Consider the following 15,035-nt stretch of genomic DNA (forward strand, 5'->3'; position numbering starts at 1 on the left):
CATCGCATTACGCATCGGTCCCGACCTGAGCATGTTCGACCATCTCGGGCCGAATATCTACATGGGTCATAGCTGGTTTGCGACGCGAGGAAGAACGGCACTGGCGCACGGGCGGGCAATGCTTGACGCGATGTTCCATGATTACGGGGCCGAGCTGATCCGAGGGGAAACACCGGAAACGAAACCCGCCGCGCTGATGTTCGCGAAGCTGTTGGGATTCACCGTCACCGGAGAGGCAATCCGACCCATCGGGAAAGTGACGCTGAGCGAGCTGCGTTTCACTAACCTTCCTGCCCTCAAGTCTGTGGCATAAGCAGATATTCGCTCGCCTCGCCCGAGGCTTCTGAGCGCTCCACCGTTGGCATTCGGAGCGACCCTTGGGCGACATCTTCCACAAGATTTTCGGCGGTTCCAGCTCGAAGCAAAAGAGCGAAAGCGGCAACCTCGCTTATCCGCAGATCACACAGGATTTCGGCAGTTCGTCGGGACAGTTCGGCGACGTTACCGGAAGCCTCGGCAATATCCTCGGTCTCGGCACCGACGATCCGCTCCAGTCCTTTTACGACAAGGGCGGCGGCGACTTCCTTCTGAACCAGGGGCTCGACGGGCTCACCAACCGCTACGCTTCTCTAGGATTGTCGCGTTCCGGCGCGGCGATGAAGGGGATGGAGAAGTTTCGCGAGGGGCTCGCGTCCACTTACCTCAACGATTATCTCGGGCATCTGTCTGACCTCGCCAAGCTCGACCTCGGCGCGGGCGGCCTCATTTCCGACGCCGGCCAATACTCGAAGGGTTCGGGCAAGAGCGACAGCGAGACCGGCAACTTCGGCAAGTTCCTCGGCGCGCTGATGGCGTGCGACCGCCGCCTCAAGACGAACGTGGAACGGGTGGCGACGCTTCCCGATGGGCTCCCGATTTACGCCTTCGGTTATGTTGAAGGGCACGGACTTCCCGAAGGCCGTCACGCTGGCCCGATGGCGGATGAAGTCGCCGAATACCAGCCTTGGGCGCTCGGCCCCGAAATCGAGGGGTATCAGACGATCATCCCCGCGCTTCTCAACGTCGAGCCCGATCCAGCTCAAGTCGCGAGGTTCATGTAATGGGCGATATCTTCAGCAGCCTCGGAACCGCAATGCAGGCGGGCGGCGCACCGACGCCTTCTGACGGCAGCACGATGGGCAATGTCGGCTCTGCTCTCCAGCAGGCGATGAACCAGGCTCCCCCGCCTCCCCAGGCACAGCAGTTCGATCCCAATTACGGCATTCAGCAGCGCCCGCGAACCTTCGGCGAGTTCATTCAGGCCATGCTTCAGAGCATCCGCTAGATGTTCTCGCTTTCGGACGCATTCTCTGCGTTTCAACCCGAAGCGCCGAACGTTCCCGATGGAAGCGGGATTGCGGACGCACTCGCGCGCAACGCACAGCTCGGGCAAATTCGCAGCGTCATCGGCGAGGCGATGCAGCAGGCCGCGCCTGTCCAGATAGCGCAGCAGCAATCTCCACAGCGGCGCGGCGGGCTCGGCAACATTCTCGGCCGCATTGGCGATGCGCTGCTTGTCGCGAACGGCGGCGAGCCGGCTTACGCCAACAAGCTCAAGGCTCGCGAGATGGGCGGGGCCGTCGCCAACTATCTCGGCAACACCGACGCGATCCTCGCATCCATTTTCCAGCAAGACCCGCAAGCCGGTCTCGCGCTCTACAAGATGAAGCACCCGGAAGCCGCGCAGGCTCCCGACATCATCCGTGAGATGACGGCGGCTGGCATTGATCCCGCTTCCGACGAGGGCAAGGCGATCATTCGCGGGCATCTCACCAAGGACGGGGCCGCAGAGCCCAACTTCGTTCGTGAATTGCAGGCGCTCGGTATCGATCCACACTCTCCGCAGGCATTGGAGCTTTACTACGGCCGCAATTCCCCGGCGGGCTATCTGCTGAAACCGCCTTCGGTCGGCGCAACCCCGGCTCAGTCGGTTCCCGTGGTCAACACCGAGGAAGAGTATAACGCGCTTCCCGCCGGCACGCGCTACCGGGATTCGCAGGGCAACATCGGCATCAAGGGAGGTGCGACGGCTTCAACCCCGTCGCATGGCTTTTGATAGTCTGATGGACGCTGTGATCCAGCAGGAAAGCCACGGCAACGGAACCGCCGTGAGCCCGAAAGGCGCATTGGGCTCGACGCAGCTCATGCCGGGAACCGCGAAGGAAATGGCGACCAAGCTGGGCTTGCCGTTTCGGCCCGACATGCTGCGCTCGAACGATCCCGGCGCTCTGAAATACCAGCGGGCGTTGGCCTCAGCCTATCTCCGCGAAGGGCTGGAAAGGACCGGCAACATCACTGACGCGCTGCATTACTACCACGGCGGGCCTGACCGCTCGCAGTGGGGGCCGCTGACCCGCGCCTACGCCAACGAAGTCCTTGCGAGGCTCCAGTAATGGCCGGCCCGTTCACCGTCCCCGACAGCGACCGGATCGACCTCACTCCCCCTACGGGAATGACAATCGAGCCGTTGCCCGAAAAGCCCAGGCAGCCGACGCCGCAAACCCCGGCACAGGCGGCCAAGGACGAGCTTGAAGTCGAGAAGCTGCGGCGTGACCTCGCAAAGACACCCGAAACCGATCCGGCGCTGGCGCAGTCGATCAAGGGCCTCGGCCTCGACGAATGGCTTACCAACGTCACTCGCGCCCGCAAGCAGATCGACACGGGCTTTGCGACGGGCGTTCTCGGCTCGCTCGCCGGTCATTTCCCCGGCACGCCGCGCAAGGACTTCCTCGGCGCGCTTGAGGGCATCAAGGGCGCGTCCATTCTCGAAAAGCTCCAGGCGCTGCGCGAGCAAAGCAAGACCGGCGCATCTGGAATGGGGTCGCTGACCGAGCAGGAAGGCGAGCGGCTCGCCAACTCCATCGCGTCTCTCAGCCCCGACATGAGCGCCGACGAACTCAAGACGAGCCTCGATATTGTCGAGCGCCACGCGAAGGCGCTGAAGGCGATTGGCGAGGGCAAGAACCCGACCGATCCGGAAGTGCAAAAGGAATACGGGATTGCCCCGCTTCCCGATGCAAAACCGGCCATCGATCCGAACCCGATCGCACGCGGTGGCGACGGCGAGCAGGGACCGACGCTCACCCCGTCTGCCGGTCAAACCCGCGCTGTCATCGATCCCAAACAGCAGGAGCTTGGCAACAAGATTGCCTCCCTGATGAGCAAGGGAGCGGATCGCAACACGATCCTTGGCTTTGCGGTTCGCGCGTCTCCCAAGCTCCGCACCGATCCGAAGTTCCGCGCTTGGGTCGATCAGGCTTTGGCGTATCGGCAAAAGCACCCCGGCGCGAAGTTCGGTGTCGATCCGACATTCTACACGACAGACGTTCCGCTTTCCGCTGGCGAGCAGGTTGCGAACGACATCGCCCAGAGCGCTCCCGGCGCGGCGATCATGGAAGCCGGCAACGCGGCGACCGCTGGATTGGTCGGGCCGCTTACCGGCAAGACGGACGAGATCAACCGCGCACTTGGCGTTGCGGAACAGCAGCACCCCAACGCCTCTCTTGCGGGAACGCTTGCCGGCGGCGCGACCGCTGCCCTTGGCCTCGAAAGCGTCCTTGGCAAGCTCGGCATGGCACCGGGGCTTCTGAGAGGCGCTCTTGCCGACAGCGCTTACGGTGGAGCCGCCGGTGGCGCGACGGGCGACCAAAGCACGGCAGCGAATATCCTCAACGGAGCACTCGTCGGGGCTGGCGGAAGTCTCGCCGGCCAAGCCTTGCTGAAGGTTCCCGGCGCACTCGCCAGGGGGGTGACTTCGCCGACGATCAACGCGGTCGCAAAGGAAGAAGTGCCGCTCACCATCGGGCAGGCGCTTAGTCAGTCGGGAACGGCGGGCAAGGCCCTGAAGAGCGCCGAGGACCGTCTGAGCGGAATCCCCATCGTCGGCGATGCGATCAACGCTCGCCGAATCGAGGGATTGCAGAAGATGAACAGCCGCGCGTTCGACCGCGCGCTTGAGCCGATCAAGGGCAATGCCGGCGGCAAGTTCGGCGAAGAGGCTGTCGCGGACGCACAGGCGCAAGTCGGGCAGGCGTTCCAGAAAGCGTTGGGCGGCAAGGTCGCGTCGGTCGATCATCCGTTCATCGCGGAAGCGACGCAGGCGCAGCGGGCGATCCAGAAGCTCCCACCGAGCGTCGCACCTGACGTTCAGAACCTCGTGGACTCCGCGATCAACGATTATGTCGATCCCGCCACGCTCAGCGTTCGCGGCGAGGACGTTCAGCCGCTTCTTCAAGAGCTGGAGGGCATCAAGTCCTCCTACTATTCACAGAAGCACCCGGCTCAGAAGCGCATCGGCGATGCCGTCGATAAGATGATCGATGCGGTCGAGGGCATTTTCCAGCGCCAGCACCCCGGAACCATCGCCGATTATGACGCGGCCAAAAAGGCGTTCAAGCGCGTCTCGACGCTGGAGAATGCGGTCCTTGCCGCCAAGAACACGTCACAGGACGGCAACGCGCTGTTCACGTCCGCGCAGCTCGGCACCGCCGACAAGGCGAACACGATCAAATATGGCGGGCGGCACGCGGCTGCGGCCGGCAAGAGCGAGTTCCACGATTTCCAGCGCAACATGCAGGAAGTCTTGCCGAGCAAGGTTCCCGACAGCGGCACGGCGGGGCGGCTTGTGCTCCCGGCGCTCGCCATCGGAGCCGGAACCGGAGCGGGCGCGGGAAGCGGATATACCGGCACTGGCCTGACGCTCGGCGGGCTGATCGCGCTTGCCTATACCAAGGCGGGCCAACGGGCGCTTGTCGGAAGCATCACGGGGCGCGGGCCGGCAGCTCAGGCGGTCGGCAAGGCGCTCGGCAAGGCTGGCAGGGTTACGGGCGCGGTAGGCGCTCAGGCGGCTTTGGCGAAGCCCCATGACTAGATTTCCCGAACCACTTGTAGAGCGGTCCATTGGGGTTAGCGGGGATCAGGTCTTTGCCGGTGACGAGCTTGTAACCGCCCTGGATAGCCGCTGCCAAAGCGGTGCTCAGGAATATCTCAAGGGAAGTCATCGCGCCCTTCATACCACTCCGATCCGCGAAGTGGAACCATAACCATGAGCGGGGGGAAGTTGCGTGCATGACCATCGCATCCTTGATACGGGGGCGGCGGCTTTTGCCGTAATCGCCGGGATCAGTTTCTGGCAGGGCATCGCCTTGGCGGTGACAATCCTTGCCGGCCTGATCTCGATTACGCTCGGCGCAATCCGCATCCACGACCGCCTCAGATACGGGCCTTCGCGATGAGCCGCGAAGAGGCAATCCGCGATGCCGTGCTCCGGTTTCAGGAGCGTTACTCACCGCAGTTCCCGCTCGCAGTCGAAGCGCTCCGCAATGCCGAGCGCGTGTGGAACGAGGCGATTGCCGAGCCGATCCCCGAAAAGATTGCAAGCGTGCTGCGGAGGCTCGCGTGAATGGGGTGGATCGGCGCGCTTCTGGCTCCACGCGCCTACACGCCAAGGCCGGGGGGCGCTGTGAGCGCCGTTGACGACATGCTCGACGCACTCCTGAAGCGCGAGGGGGGCTATGTTAATTCTCCCTACGACAAGGGCGGCCCCACCAATTTCGGCATTACGCAGCAGACCGCGAAAGCCTTTGGCTACACCGGGGATATGCGCCTGCTCACCCGCGACAAGGCGCTGGAAATCTATCGCCAGCAATACTGGATCGATCCCAAGTTCTACGATGTGAGCCTTCGCTACCAGAGGCTCGCCGAAAAGCTGTTCGACTGCGGCGTCAACATGGGGCCGAAGGTCGCAACGCGGTTCCTGCAAAGGGCATTGAACGGCCTTAACCGTGGGGCCTCGGGCTATCCCGACATGATCGAGGACGGCCAGATCGGGCATCTCACGCTGTCGGCTTTGGACGCATACAAGCAGCAGCGCGGGGACGCCGGGGAGCAGGTTCTTCTCAAGCTCGTCAACGGCCAGCAGGCGGTGCGCTACCTGGAGATTTGCGAGCGCGACCATAACCAAGAGCAGTTTCTTTATGGCTGGGCGGCAAACCGGCTGGAGCTGGTGCATTGATCCCGCCCTCCACCTTCGCGGAGAGCGAGCGCCGCTATTTCGGGCGGTGGATGATCGGGGCCGGGGTTTGTTACGGCATCGCCGCAATCGCCGCCGGCTCCCTGATCGTGTGGGGCAACTGGCCTCCTGAACTCGCCAAGCTGCGTCTCATCGCTTTGTGGAGCGCGATGGGCGGGGCCGTGCTCGGCTCAATAGCGGTCACGATTGCGATGGCTGTCGGCGGGCCGGTGGGGCGGTTCTCAGTTCGAGCGGGAAAAGACGGAGCCGAGCTTTCGGCAGAAGGGGACGGCAATGCTGCGTAGTGGAATCCTCGCGCTGGCATTGGCCGCGCCGCAACCTGTCTATTCACCTATCTCGTTCGTCCAGTATCCGATGGTGCACCGGGTCGATTGCGCGGAAGGGCGGGGCACAGCGTTCCGGGCCGGGGCAAACCACTGGATCAGTGTCGCACATGTAACCGCGATGCACAATTGCAGGATCGACGGCGCACCGATCACCGTGACCGAGCAGGACGGGGTGAACGACTTCTCCCGCCTCGACACGGCAACCGGCGCTCCCAACGGGTTCAGGATCAACTGTCACGGCTTCGTTCCGGGGCAATGGTATTGGGCGGTCGGCCATGCGGGGGGCGCACCGTGGCAGACCGCGCTCGCGGTTTATGCGACCTATGCCAAGGCCCCTGATGGCAAGCGCGTCCTGATCGGCCCCAACGATTTCATTCCGGGAATGAGCGGCGGGCCTGTGATGAACGAGGCCGGCGAGGTTGTCGGCACGGTCAATGCCTATGTGCCGGGGACGCCGATCAGCCTTTCGAGGGAATTAAAGGACACAAGCGCTTGCGGGGCGGACATTGCTTAGCGCGCTCTGGCTTCTGGCGGGGCGAGCAGGTTCAGCCGCGCTCACCTGGTTATCGCACCGGAGCTTCTGGCAGCTCGTCTGTATCGGGCTCTGCGCCATACTTGTATTGCAGCGCTTTCAGCTCGCCGACGCACGCCACGACCGCGATGCATGGCACCGGCAATATGACACGGTGCACGCGCAGCTTGAGGCGATCTCGTCAAAGCGGAACGAACAGAAGGTCGAGACGCAAGAGCGGATCAAGGTGGTCACGCGCACCATCCATGACGCGGACGGGAAAGCGAAAGAGGTAGAGACACAGCCTCTACCGGAACAGTGCCACGGGGTTACGCCGAGCGGGGTAAGGGGCGCGGACCTGTGAGTGGTTGCGGCACCGACTTTGAGACGCCCGCCGCTCGTGAAGCTTCGCCGCCAGCGGGACACGTATTCGGCTCACTCGAAGCGCGTTCCTCAGAACCGCCGCAACCAACTACTGCGCTACCACAAAAAGCTGCCAATAACAAGCGGATTGCGCTATGAGGATGCCTGCAGAAAACACGCTTCCGCGGCCGGGGGAAAACCTGAAAAAAGCGCGGATTTGCGCCAATTTGAAGCCTGCAGGAATTGTTCTCGCGGCCGCTCTCGCCCTAACCGGCTGCGCTCACACGCGGTTCGTGCAAACTTACTGCCTGACCCGCGCTCAATACGAGCAGCTCAAGGCGCAACAGCCGCCCAAGGTTCACGGGTCACTCACCGGCCAAGCCGACCGCGACACGCAAATCCTCGCGGGAAGTCTGATTAGAGTTCGCGCCTATAGCGACGGCCTTTTGACCATTCTCGCCGGCTGCGTCGAGAGCAGTCCGAAGTGAACATCTTCGCCGAGCTTCAACTGCCCCATGCCGATGAGCTCAAGGCGTTGGCCGAGATGAAGCTGCGCGGCCTGTTCCCGCACGTCTCATGGCCGGAACTGTGCGCGTTGCTCACAGGCCACTGCAAGCGCTGCAAGGGATGGGGCGAACAAGACCCGCACACCTATCGGGTCAGTCCATGCCCTGAATGTGCGAATACGGAAGCTGCGCCTCAATAGGGCGCGAGCGGGGGACTTCATGTGCTTTCAGCCGAACAGCTCAAGCCGGTATATGAGCGCAACGGGCGCAACGCCCAGCGCACCGCCGACGAACTCGGCATCGCCGCCAGCACGCTAAAGGGCTGGCCATCATACCGGGAAATCCGAAGCCCGTTCATCGTCACCGGGCGAACCACCCTCACCAATCTACAGACCGGCGAGCAGGTTCTTCAGTGGGAGCGCGAAAGCCTAGACCGGGAGCGGGAAGAGGAAGCCCGCCGCGCCGCCTTTGAAGCGCTCGCCGCCGAGCTTCCCCGAGTTCCCCCCTCGCAAGCGCCCCGCGCATCTGAGGCGCTCTTGGCGACCGTCTACACCCTGACGGACTGCCATGTCGGCGCACTCGCCTGGAAACAGGAAGGCGGCGACGATTGGGATTTGACGATCGCCGAAGAAACGCTGCTCGGCTGCTTCCTTCATATGATTCAGACCTCGCCGGCCTCTGAGCTAGCCGTTGTCAACCAGCTCGGCGACTTCCTGCACTTCGATGGCTTGAGCGCAGTCACCCCAACATCGGGTCATTTGCTCGACGCAGACAGCCGGTTCGACAAGGTTGTTCAGGTCGCGATCCGCATTTTGCGGCGAGTGGTCGATATGGCGCTCGCAAAGCACTCCCGCGTTCATGTGATTCTCGCGGAAGGCAACCACGATCTCGCTTCATCGGTGTGGCTGCGTCAGATGTTCGCAGCCCTCTATGAGAAAGAGCCTCGGGTTACGGTCGATCAGTCGCCGCTTCCATATTACGCTGTGGAGTGGGGCAAGACGCTGCTCTGCTTTCACCACGGCCACCTGAAAAAGAACGATCAACTGCCGTTGCTGTTCGCGGCTCAGTTCGCTCCGCAATGGGGTCGAACGACGAAGCGTTACTGCCACACCGGCCACCGTCACCACCTGGAGGAGAAAGAGCACTCCGGGATGATCGTTCTCCAGCATCCGACATTGGCAGCCCGTGACGCTTACGCGGCGCGCGGGGGGTGGCATTCCCTCCGGTCAGCAACAGCCGTGACCTATCATAAGGCTTTCGGCGAAGTCTGGCGGACGAACGCCTCACCGGACATGTTGCAAGCGGCCTGAAATCATGCTACGCAGTGCCATGTTTGCGGGTGTCGGTCAAGCGGCGTGGTGGCCTAACCCGCACCCGCTTTCGGGCGATCCAATCGAAATGCTGACCTTCACGCCGCTGGAGAAACCTGTGAGCGACATTCAGGCCACCTTGAACGAGCGCGGCTCTCGCTACGGCAGCTTCGCCGACCAGGGGCGGATCGAGCAGAACATCAAGAGGGCAATGCAGGATAGTCCGAATTGGGAAGCGCTGCCCGACGACAGCAAAAGTGCGCTGGAGATGATCGCGACCAAGGTTTCGCGCATCCTGAAGGGCGATCCCGAATATGACGATAGCTGGCGGGACATCGCCGGTTACGCCGCGCTGATCGTCAATCGCCTAGCCGCGTGATGCACCTAGCTCTGATCTTCGGAGCCGGTTATGCCAGCGTGTTTCTGCTCGGCTTTCAGAGCCGTTGTGTGAACCACGGGAACTTCGCGCTGGCTGCCGGCGGGAGCTTCCTGATAGCCATGATGCAGACGACGCTTTGGGGCGCGCTGTTCCGCGATTTGAGCTGGAGCGCGGCGCTCACCTATGGGCTAAGCGGGGCGGCGGGAATCACATCCTCTATGTATGTCCACAAGCGGCTCACGAAGAAGCCGGCTATCTCCTGAACAAGCGGAAGAGATAGGGCTTATACTGTGGCAGATGGGGCGGAGGGCCAAGAGGGGTTAGCGCGATCATCGTCAGCTTCGGGATTGCGGAGGGCGGCGAGCAATTCGCGCACATCTGGCCGTAGCTGCTCCGCTCGGATCATGTAGCTGTTCGTCTCATTGGCGAAGATCGTGAGACGGCCAAGCGCGGTGCTTTCGTCCAGCACCCTCTCTCGCGATAATTTGTCATGGGGCATCAGGACTGTCCTTCCCACTGAGGGCTGCGCGGGCTATTTGCGTCGTTCAAACTGCATTGCGTTTAGCCCGGAGGGGCCGTCACCGCCGCTGGCGGGAACGCCGAACAACATACAGACGATCTCGTTCCTCCTCGGGAGTGTCCTCATTCACCTCAACGCCGCGCGCATTGACAACTTTGCGCTTGATCCGCTCCACCAGCTCCTCATCTTTCCCGAGATGCAATCGCCTCGCGAAGAAACTTGCGCCACCAATAGGGCCGGCCAGAATCTCCTTCGCCGAACCATTTGCCGTCGATTGATCCGGTGCCGAGCAGGAAAGCGTGAACCTCTTCCAGTGTCGGCAGCTCTGTCACGCTCGGGGGCCGCTCTCTGTCAGGCACAAGTCCCGCGAGCCGCGCCTGGGGAATACTCATCATCGCTTCTCCTTCAGCTCCGTCACGCTCGGGGATTGCTCTTTGTCAGGCATGGTTATGCCTCCATGAAACGCGGACGGGGGCAGTGACCGAGAATATCGTGCGCCTGATATTCGTTGCCGCAAATACGGCAGCGACGCCGCGCATCATCTTCCGACATACTACATAGCGGGCATTCGCAATCTTCGCTGTGACCCGCGAGTGAACGCCTTTTCATCATTCCTCTCCCTGCTCTCGGTCGCCTCGAAGGGCGGTGCGGTCCTCTAGGTGGTTCCGAATTGCGTCGCGCATGATGAACAACGGTTCGGACCGCCGGCTGTCGATCGCTTCGAGCGCCTGTTTCAGAAGCGAGGCTTGCCGCGCATTCTCCGCCACCAGTCCAGCGCATCCCGCTTCGAGAGCGGCGACCGTGTGGCAAACGAGCGCTTTTTCGTGCGTGGCGAGCGAAGTCCATGGCACCCGCGTCGGCAAGTTCGTCCAGACCATTTCGGCACGCGCTACTGTCTCGCCGCTCATCCCGCTGTCGCAAGGCTTCAGCGCATCTTCGGATCGTTCAGTCATGTTAGGAGTCTCCCGATGGAGGTTGGGCGATGCCGTTCCGGCCCGCGCTGTCGTCCTTCGGATCGGGCCGCTCTTCGGCGTCCCGCCCCTGTCGGGCTTCCATCGCTATCGCGCCAACCAGCGCATCGAGCGATGAAGCGTGCAGGCGGCAGAAGCCGACCGGCGTGTCGGGATACCATTGGATACTCCACACGCTGTTGGTCGCCAGCGCCTTATCGCGCTCAGCCTCAGAAACCCAATCTTCGGCGGGGTAGTCGCCGTCGTGCGCCCATTGCTGGGCGGTCATATAGTTGCAAGCGTGGTCATCGTTGAAGCTGATCGTGAGTGATGAAAACAGACCGCGCAGGAGCGATCGTAGTAAAGCCTCAATGCGCGCCGGATCGAAACCCAAAGGGCCATCGACGCCAGAGGCGGCGTGGCGCGAAGCGTGAGAGCCGGTTTCCGCGACAGCGGACGCGCCCATATCCTGTCGTTCACTCACTATTAGTCTCCTGAGTAGCGCGAGCGCGGGAGAGGGCTGCGTCGTTCTTCATCCGCTCCAAATCTTCGAGAGCTTCGAGGATCGACGAATAGCCAAGCTCTACGGCGTCCTCATGCATTTGGCGGTAGGTTTCCGCCTGAACTACCAGCTCCCCGATCCCTGAGGCATCAAGGGCGGCGCGGGTGTTCCATGCCCGAGCGGCACCGCGCTTGCTATCGTCGCCGTGGGCTGACGGACCTTCGGTTAGGCATGAACGGCACTGCACGAACCACGGCGCGGGCGGGTCGGTAAACCCCACGTCCTCCGACCCGCAAAATGGACACGGTGCCACCATGTCACTATCGGCGCTCATCGTGTGGTCTCCTGGGATGCGCGGGTATTCCACGCGGCGACGGCTTCGGTTGGCGAGCGCTTATATGGCTGCTCGACTCCGCATGTATCGCAGCCGATGTAGGCATTTCCGGCATCGGCCCTGTCGTCTGTGAACCCCCGCACGAAAAGTTCTCCATCGCTTCCGCAGAATGGGCATGGCAACAGCACCCGCTCGGCAAGTTCCTTCATCGTCATGGGGTGGGCTCCTTTGACTGGTTCTGGGCGCATTCCTTCGGAACCGGGCTCTCGTGAACCACGCCCTGCTGCGCGGTCGTGGCCCTACGGGCTTCGATCCCTTGCGCGGCGTGCTTACCGTGGGTCCGCTTCTTCCAAATGCCGCCAGTTCGACCGCTTTTCCGCATGTGCTTCCGAACGGCTGTCTTGCCGTGCTTCAAAACAGCCTTCGCGCGGTGGCGCTGCTTGCGAGTGCGAAACTTGCTAGCCATTGGTGGGTCGGGCAGGGTTCGAACCTGCGGCCCTCTGATTAAAAGTCAGTTGCTCTACCAACTGAGCTACCAACCCTCCAAATAGACAGGGGTCGAGGTTCACCTTGAACCTTGTTCCCGAAAATCAGTGCAAGTGTTCACCATCTGACCGCAGCAACCTCCGAAGGGAAACCGCCGTTCGCTATCACGCGACAGCGAGGGGAAACGCCTTCGGGAGGCAGGGGCCGGAGGTTCGAATCCTCTCTCCCCGACCATTGTTGCCGCCTAGCGCCCGAGCGTTCGCAGCCAGTCCTCGTGCCGCACGAACTTCTCGCGCGGGCTGCCGGGGCGCGCGCGGGCGATTTCCGTCTCTTCGATCTTGCGCCAGTCGTCGTAATCGGTTGGCATCATGCCGCGCGTCTCGAGGAGGCGCTTGAGGCCTGTAGCGCCTTCCCGCTCGCCACCGCTTCCGGCCGGCATTGCCGCCGCGATCAGGTCGGCGACTTCATACCCATCGGGGCGGTTGGTACCGATGGTGCCGCTGGGGCCGCGGCGAGCCCAGCCGACGGCGTAGAGCCGATCCGAGATACGGCCTCGCTGGTTGACGAACTTGCCGCTTTCGAACGGCACGTCGGGGATCGGAGAGGTCGAATAGCCGATCGCGGTGATCACCAGCGAAGCCGGCACCTGATAGGTCTCGCCGGTGCCGCGCGCGCCGCCCTTGTCGTCGAGTTCGGTGCGTTCGACGATTACGCGCTCGACCCTTCCGTCACCTTCGACCCGAAGCGGCTTGGCGAAGAAGTCGAAGACCATGTGCTTGGCCTTGTCCTGCCGCAGGTCGGCGAAGCCGCGCAGCAGGGTCACGGACTTGCGCAGCCCCGGGTCGAGGGCGTCGTCCGCTTCGACGGGCGGGAAGTCGGCGGCATCGACGACCGGCACCGCCTCCTCGAGGTGGCCAAGCTCGCCGAGCTCCTTGGGAGTCATGGCGATCTGGTGCGGGCCGCGGCGACCGAGGATGGTGATGGTGCGGATTGCCGATGTGTCGAGCGCATCGAGCGCGTGGCCGACGATGTCCGATCCTTCGAACTCGTGGCGCGTCTTGGAGAGGATGCGCGCGCAGTCGAGCGCGACATTACCGTTGCCGACGACGACCGCGTGGCTGCCGCCGAACGGCGGGTCGAGGTCGGCGAACTCGGGATGGCCATTGTACCAGCCGACGAACTCGGCCGAGCCGACCACGCCGGGAAGGTCTTCGCCCGGAACGCCGAGCTTGCGGTCGTGCGGCGCGCCAGTGGCGAGGATCACGGCATCATAGAGATCGAGGAGCTCGGCGATCGACAGGTCGCGGCCGACGGTCACATTGCCGATGAAGTCGACTCCATCGCTTTCGGCCACCTTGTCGTAGCGCTTGCTGACGGCCTTGAGCGACTGGTGGTCGGGGGCGACGCCGAAGCGGATCAGGCCGTAGGGGACGGGATAGCGGTCGAGGAGGTCGATGCGCGCGGCCCCGCCAAAGGCCTTCTCCAGCGCCTCGGCGGTGTAGAAGCCCGCCGGACCCGAACCGACTATGGCGAAATGGCGCATGATCTCTCCCGCTGTGCCGTCATTGCGAGCGTAGCGAAGCAATCCAGTGGCGGGAACTGGATTGCTTCGTCGCTGCACTCCTCGCAATGACGAGTTACTTGCTGTGATCCTCCAGAAGCACGCCGCCCCGCTTCTGAAGCGCGCCCTGGATCAGGCCGGCGAACATGCCGAGCATCGGCGGGAGCAGCACTTTCAGGCGGACCTTGTCGTCCATCACGTCGATCGTCGCGGTCACCGACTGACCCATCGCCGCGACGTCGAGGTTGAGCTGATCGCCGGTCCAGCCGGTCTGCACCTGAGCGCCGCCGGGAATATGCTCCTGGAGCTTGTGGATGTTGTTCGCGATGCGGCGCCGCGCCTCGTCCTTGCCGAGCTTGTGGGGCAGGTCGACTTCGATGGGCTGAGTCATCGATGCGATGTCGCGCGGCGTTCAGCGCTTTTCAAGCCGCGGCATGCGAGTATGATTTTGCCGATGAAGCTGATCGCCCTGTTCATGGCTGCCGGGATTGCGGCGCAGCCCACGCAAGTCACTGCGCCGGTCGCGCAAGCGCCTGCGGTACCTGCCGTCTGGAACCCCGCGGCACCCTATATCACCGCCGGGCAGGACGAGCCGGGTTATCGTTCCTGGTATCTCGCGGCGCCGTGGCGCGCGGGGCAGGTCAAGGCGTTCAACGATTATCTCGAAGCTAATCAGGTCGGGGGCGTGCTTCCCACGTGGCAGCTGCTGCGCACCGCGACATCGTGGTCGGATTGCGGCCAGCAACCGTTCGAGGTGCCCCCGGCCGCGGAATGGCCGCACATGGTGCAGACGCTGCGCTACGTGCGCGATTATGTGGTTCCCGCGATCGGACCGGTCGAGGCGGTGTCGGTATACCGCAACCCGGTGCTCAACAAATGCGCCGGCGGCGCCCCCGAAAGCGCGCACAAGCTCGATTCCGCGATCGACATGGTGCCGCTGCGCCCGATCGACCGCGTAACACTGATGCGCAGGCTGTGCGGCGTCCATACCGAACACGGCGCCGCCTACAGCGCCGGGCTGGGCTTCTACGCCTACCTCCGGTTCCACGTCGACAGCACCAAGTTCCGGCGCTGGAACATGGACCCGGCGGTCGCCGCGGAATGCCCGCCGATCGTCCATCCCGAGGACATCGCCAGCGTCGGCCAGCCCCTGCCGCCCTCCGCCCCGGTGTTGGCTCCGGCGGCGGCACCTGCCGCGGCCTCCCCCGCCTTCGTCG

Annotated in this window: 24 protein-coding genes and 1 tRNA gene; 18 read left to right on the forward strand and 7 right to left on the reverse strand. The window is 63.3% G+C overall.

What is annotated here, in order from left to right:
• The first annotated feature begins 31 nt into the window (after positions 1-31).
• The 17 genes from GH737_RS00750 to GH737_RS00830 all read left to right on the forward strand — a co-directional run bounded on the left by GH737_RS00750 (position 32) and on the right by GH737_RS00830 (position 9,728).
• Positions 32-313, forward strand: coding sequence for a hypothetical protein (locus GH737_RS00750; RefSeq protein ID WP_196232900.1), 282 nt, complete (start codon positions 32-34; stop codon positions 311-313).
• A 64-nt stretch (positions 314-377) separates the two neighbouring features.
• The gene (locus GH737_RS00755) at positions 378-1,100 is read left to right on the forward strand and encodes a tail fiber domain-containing protein (RefSeq protein WP_155262952.1); all 723 of its coding nucleotides are present in this window, start codon (positions 378-380) and stop codon (positions 1,098-1,100) included.
• On the forward strand, positions 1,100-1,324 hold the full coding sequence (locus tag GH737_RS00760; RefSeq protein ID WP_155262953.1) for a hypothetical protein: 225 nt from the start codon (positions 1,100-1,102) through the stop codon (positions 1,322-1,324). Before GH737_RS00755 ends, GH737_RS00760 begins: the two co-directional genes overlap by 1 nt.
• A complete protein-coding gene (locus tag GH737_RS00765; protein ID WP_155262954.1) occupies positions 1,325-2,095 on the forward strand; it encodes a hypothetical protein in 771 nt (256 codons plus the stop codon).
• A 7-nt stretch (positions 2,096-2,102) separates the two neighbouring features.
• Positions 2,103-2,432: a lytic transglycosylase domain-containing protein gene (locus tag GH737_RS00770; RefSeq protein WP_196232901.1), complete on the forward strand. Its 330-nt coding sequence runs from the start codon at positions 2,103-2,105 to the stop codon at positions 2,430-2,432.
• On the forward strand, positions 2,432-4,909 hold the full coding sequence (locus GH737_RS00775) for a hypothetical protein (protein WP_155262956.1): 2,478 nt from the start codon (positions 2,432-2,434) through the stop codon (positions 4,907-4,909). Before GH737_RS00770 ends, GH737_RS00775 begins: the two co-directional genes overlap by 1 nt.
• 193 nt (positions 4,910-5,102) lie before the next feature.
• Positions 5,103-5,273, forward strand: a complete 171-nt coding sequence (locus GH737_RS00780) for a hypothetical protein (RefSeq protein WP_155262957.1) — start codon at positions 5,103-5,105, stop codon at positions 5,271-5,273.
• Positions 5,270-5,440 (forward strand): hypothetical protein, encoded by a 171-nt coding sequence (locus GH737_RS00785; protein ID WP_155262958.1) that lies wholly within the window; start codon positions 5,270-5,272, stop codon positions 5,438-5,440. Before GH737_RS00780 ends, GH737_RS00785 begins: the two co-directional genes overlap by 4 nt.
• A complete protein-coding gene (locus GH737_RS00790; protein WP_155262959.1) occupies positions 5,441-6,052 on the forward strand; it encodes a glycoside hydrolase family 108 protein in 612 nt (203 codons plus the stop codon).
• Entirely contained in the window at positions 6,049-6,354 is a 306-nt protein-coding gene (locus GH737_RS00795; protein WP_155262960.1) for a hypothetical protein, read from the forward strand. Before GH737_RS00790 ends, GH737_RS00795 begins: the two co-directional genes overlap by 4 nt.
• Positions 6,344-6,910, forward strand: coding sequence for a S1 family peptidase (locus tag GH737_RS00800; RefSeq protein ID WP_155262961.1), 567 nt, complete (start codon positions 6,344-6,346; stop codon positions 6,908-6,910). The genes GH737_RS00795 and GH737_RS00800 overlap by 11 nt, the downstream gene beginning before the upstream one ends.
• A 106-nt stretch (positions 6,911-7,016) precedes the next feature.
• Positions 7,017-7,271 (forward strand): hypothetical protein, encoded by a 255-nt coding sequence (locus GH737_RS00805; protein ID WP_155262962.1) that lies wholly within the window; start codon positions 7,017-7,019, stop codon positions 7,269-7,271.
• A gap of 292 nt (positions 7,272-7,563) precedes the next feature.
• On the forward strand, positions 7,564-7,758 hold the full coding sequence (locus GH737_RS00810; RefSeq protein WP_155262963.1) for a hypothetical protein: 195 nt from the start codon (positions 7,564-7,566) through the stop codon (positions 7,756-7,758).
• Positions 7,755-7,976, forward strand: coding sequence for a hypothetical protein (locus GH737_RS00815; protein WP_155262964.1), 222 nt, complete (start codon positions 7,755-7,757; stop codon positions 7,974-7,976). Before GH737_RS00810 ends, GH737_RS00815 begins: the two co-directional genes overlap by 4 nt.
• 21 nt (positions 7,977-7,997) lie before the next feature.
• On the forward strand, positions 7,998-9,086 hold the full coding sequence (locus tag GH737_RS00820; RefSeq protein WP_155262965.1) for a winged helix-turn-helix domain-containing protein: 1,089 nt from the start codon (positions 7,998-8,000) through the stop codon (positions 9,084-9,086).
• An 88-nt stretch (positions 9,087-9,174) separates the two neighbouring features.
• Entirely contained in the window at positions 9,175-9,465 is a 291-nt protein-coding gene (locus GH737_RS00825) for a DUF6378 domain-containing protein (RefSeq protein ID WP_155262966.1), read from the forward strand.
• A complete protein-coding gene (locus tag GH737_RS00830; RefSeq protein WP_196232902.1) occupies positions 9,462-9,728 on the forward strand; it encodes a hypothetical protein in 267 nt (88 codons plus the stop codon). The genes GH737_RS00825 and GH737_RS00830 overlap by 4 nt, the downstream gene beginning before the upstream one ends.
• 865 nt (positions 9,729-10,593) lie before the next feature.
• Here the strand turns inward: GH737_RS00830 and GH737_RS00835 are convergent.
• The 7 genes from GH737_RS00835 to GH737_RS00865 all read right to left on the reverse strand — a co-directional run bounded on the left by GH737_RS00835 (position 10,594) and on the right by GH737_RS00865 (position 14,209).
• Positions 10,594-10,938 (reverse strand): hypothetical protein, encoded by a 345-nt coding sequence (locus tag GH737_RS00835; RefSeq protein WP_155262968.1) that lies wholly within the window; start codon positions 10,936-10,938, stop codon positions 10,594-10,596.
• 1 nt (position 10,939) lies between these two features.
• Positions 10,940-11,419, reverse strand: coding sequence for a hypothetical protein (locus tag GH737_RS00840; protein WP_155262969.1), 480 nt, complete (start codon positions 11,417-11,419; stop codon positions 10,940-10,942).
• Positions 11,412-11,771 carry a Lar family restriction alleviation protein gene (locus GH737_RS16050; protein WP_155262970.1) on the reverse strand — a complete coding sequence of 120 codons (360 nt, stop codon included), beginning with the start codon at positions 11,769-11,771 and terminating at the stop codon, positions 11,412-11,414. Before GH737_RS16050 ends, GH737_RS00840 begins: the two co-directional genes overlap by 8 nt.
• Positions 11,768-11,986 carry a Lar family restriction alleviation protein gene (locus GH737_RS00850; RefSeq protein WP_196232903.1) on the reverse strand — a complete coding sequence of 73 codons (219 nt, stop codon included), beginning with the start codon at positions 11,984-11,986 and terminating at the stop codon, positions 11,768-11,770. Before GH737_RS00850 ends, GH737_RS16050 begins: the two co-directional genes overlap by 4 nt.
• Positions 11,987-12,237: 251 nt before the next feature.
• A tRNA-Lys gene (locus GH737_RS00855) sits at positions 12,238-12,313 on the reverse strand.
• Positions 12,314-12,501: 188 nt separating this feature from the next.
• The gene (locus GH737_RS00860; RefSeq protein ID WP_155262972.1) at positions 12,502-13,800 is read right to left on the reverse strand and encodes an FAD-dependent oxidoreductase; all 1,299 of its coding nucleotides are present in this window, start codon (positions 13,798-13,800) and stop codon (positions 12,502-12,504) included.
• A 94-nt stretch (positions 13,801-13,894) separates the two neighbouring features.
• Positions 13,895-14,209 (reverse strand): polyhydroxyalkanoic acid system family protein, encoded by a 315-nt coding sequence (locus GH737_RS00865; RefSeq protein ID WP_155262973.1) that lies wholly within the window; start codon positions 14,207-14,209, stop codon positions 13,895-13,897.
• 63 nt (positions 14,210-14,272) lie between these two features.
• Here GH737_RS00865 and GH737_RS00870 point away from each other — a divergent pair.
• On the forward strand, positions 14,273-15,035 hold a 763-nt coding region (locus tag GH737_RS00870; protein ID WP_196232904.1), incomplete at its 3' end, for a D-Ala-D-Ala carboxypeptidase family metallohydrolase.

The organism is Sphingomonas segetis (assembly GCF_009720245.1).
GTDB lineage: Bacteria > Pseudomonadota > Alphaproteobacteria > Sphingomonadales > Sphingomonadaceae > Sphingomicrobium > Sphingomicrobium segetis.

Excerpts from the sequence above, each read along its gene's own strand:
- GH737_RS00825 (WP_155262966.1), top strand. The coding sequence starts at position 9,175 with ATGCTGACCTTCACGCCGCTGGAGAAACCTGTGAGCGACATTCAGGCC.
- GH737_RS00760 (WP_155262953.1), top strand. The coding sequence starts at position 1,100 with ATGGGCGATATCTTCAGCAGCCTCGGAACCGCAATGCAGGCGGGCGGC.
- GH737_RS00770 (WP_196232901.1), top strand. The coding sequence starts at position 2,103 with ATGGACGCTGTGATCCAGCAGGAAAGCCACGGCAACGGAACCGCCGTG.
- GH737_RS00850 (WP_196232903.1), bottom strand. The coding sequence starts at position 11,986 with ATGACGATGAAGGAACTTGCCGAGCGGGTGCTGTTGCCATGCCCATTC.
- GH737_RS00800 (WP_155262961.1), top strand. The coding sequence starts at position 6,344 with ATGCTGCGTAGTGGAATCCTCGCGCTGGCATTGGCCGCGCCGCAACCT.
- GH737_RS00785 (WP_155262958.1), top strand. The coding sequence starts at position 5,270 with ATGAGCCGCGAAGAGGCAATCCGCGATGCCGTGCTCCGGTTTCAGGAG.
- GH737_RS00775 (WP_155262956.1), top strand. The coding sequence starts at position 2,432 with ATGGCCGGCCCGTTCACCGTCCCCGACAGCGACCGGATCGACCTCACT.
- GH737_RS16050 (WP_155262970.1), bottom strand. The coding sequence starts at position 11,771 with ATGAGCGCCGATAGTGACATGGTGGCACCGTGTCCATTTTGCGGGTCG.
- GH737_RS00765 (WP_155262954.1), top strand. The coding sequence starts at position 1,325 with ATGTTCTCGCTTTCGGACGCATTCTCTGCGTTTCAACCCGAAGCGCCG.
- GH737_RS00790 (WP_155262959.1), top strand. The coding sequence starts at position 5,441 with ATGGGGTGGATCGGCGCGCTTCTGGCTCCACGCGCCTACACGCCAAGG.
- GH737_RS00860 (WP_155262972.1), bottom strand. The coding sequence starts at position 13,800 with ATGCGCCATTTCGCCATAGTCGGTTCGGGTCCGGCGGGCTTCTACACC.
- GH737_RS00835 (WP_155262968.1), bottom strand. The coding sequence starts at position 10,938 with ATGACTGAACGATCCGAAGATGCGCTGAAGCCTTGCGACAGCGGGATG.
- GH737_RS00865 (WP_155262973.1), bottom strand. The coding sequence starts at position 14,209 with ATGACTCAGCCCATCGAAGTCGACCTGCCCCACAAGCTCGGCAAGGAC.
- GH737_RS00750 (WP_196232900.1), top strand. The coding sequence starts at position 32 with ATGTTCGACCATCTCGGGCCGAATATCTACATGGGTCATAGCTGGTTT.